A 1,186-nucleotide genomic window follows, 5' to 3' on the forward strand; every position below is an offset into this window, starting at 1 on the left:
TGTAACTGCCCCAGTTTTAGTACAGCTCATTAGTAGAATTATGCTGCCTCAAGATAGCCCATTGGTGTTTGATCTCCCAGTGCATCGTGAGGCCGTTCATAATTATAAATATTTAACCATTCATCTGTAATGTCTCGAACCTGTTGAAGTGACTCAAACAGATATAAATCCAATACTTCTTCTCGATAGCTACGATTAAATCGCTCTACAAAACCATTCTGATACGGGCTTCCTGGTTTAATAAACTCAAGTTTTATACTCTTTTCAGCAGCCCAATTTTCCAAAGCGCTCGACGTAAATTCAGGGCCGTTATCCACCCGAATTTGTCTTGGCTTTCCTCTCCATGCAATGACCCGTTCTAGCACTCGGATGACTCGCTCAGCTGTGAGGCTTGTATCAACCTCAATTGCTAACGCTTGGCGATTGTAGTCATCTAGCACGTTCAGTGTTCTAAAACGGTGTCCGTAATTGAGCGCATCGCTCATGAAATCCATTGACCACGAATCATTATGCTTGCTCGGAGCACTTAACGGCTCTGGTGTGCGTGTTGGTACACGGCGTTTTCCTTTTCGTCTAAGGTTCAGTTTTAACATGTTGTACACTCGCTCAACACGTTTCTTGTTCCACACTTTGCCTTGGAGCCTAAGCCTTTTAAAAAGCTTAGGCATGCCCCATCTAGGATGCCGTTCAACAAGCGCCAGCAAAGCATCAATCACATCATCATCTGACGGTCGCTTGCATCTATAGTAATAAACGCTGCGACTTAAACCGGCCACGTCACAAGCAAATGCCACGCTAACCTCAAATCTCGCGCGTAAGTGCTCGACCCAAGCTCTGCGTCTACTTGTTTTTACAGCTTTTTTGAGATGATTTCCTCAAGCATTGTGTGTTTTAAGCTCAACGTGGCAAACATATCTTTTAGCTTGCGGTTTTCATCCTCAAGCTCTTTTAAACGCTTAACATCGGAGGCTTCCATCCCACCATATTTGGAACGCCACTTGTAAAATGTACTTTGGCCAACACCATGTTTGCGGCATATTTCTGGCACAGGAACACCTGATTCAGCTTCTTTGATCATGCCCACGATCTGTGTTTCGGTGAACTTACTTTTTCGCATCGTAAAATTTCCTTCTTCTGTTGATAGAAATTCTACTTATGAACTGTTTCAGTTTATGGGGGAGTTACA

At 43.6% G+C, this 1,186-nt stretch carries 1 protein-coding gene; it reads right to left on the bottom strand.

Annotated elements, in window-relative coordinates:
- Positions 1-38: 38 nt before the first annotated feature.
- A protein-coding gene (locus L1070_RS20140; RefSeq protein ID WP_237126911.1) for an IS3 family transposase occupies positions 39-1,117 on the bottom strand; the annotation gives its coding sequence in 2 pieces (ribosomal slippage) (positions 39-865 and positions 865-1,117; 1,080 coding nt in all).
- Between the last annotated feature and the right edge of the window lie 69 nt (positions 1,118-1,186).

The sequence above is a fragment of the Pseudoalteromonas sp. MMG022 genome, from assembly GCF_021654245.1.
Taxonomy (GTDB): domain Bacteria; phylum Pseudomonadota; class Gammaproteobacteria; order Enterobacterales; family Alteromonadaceae; genus Pseudoalteromonas; species Pseudoalteromonas amylolytica.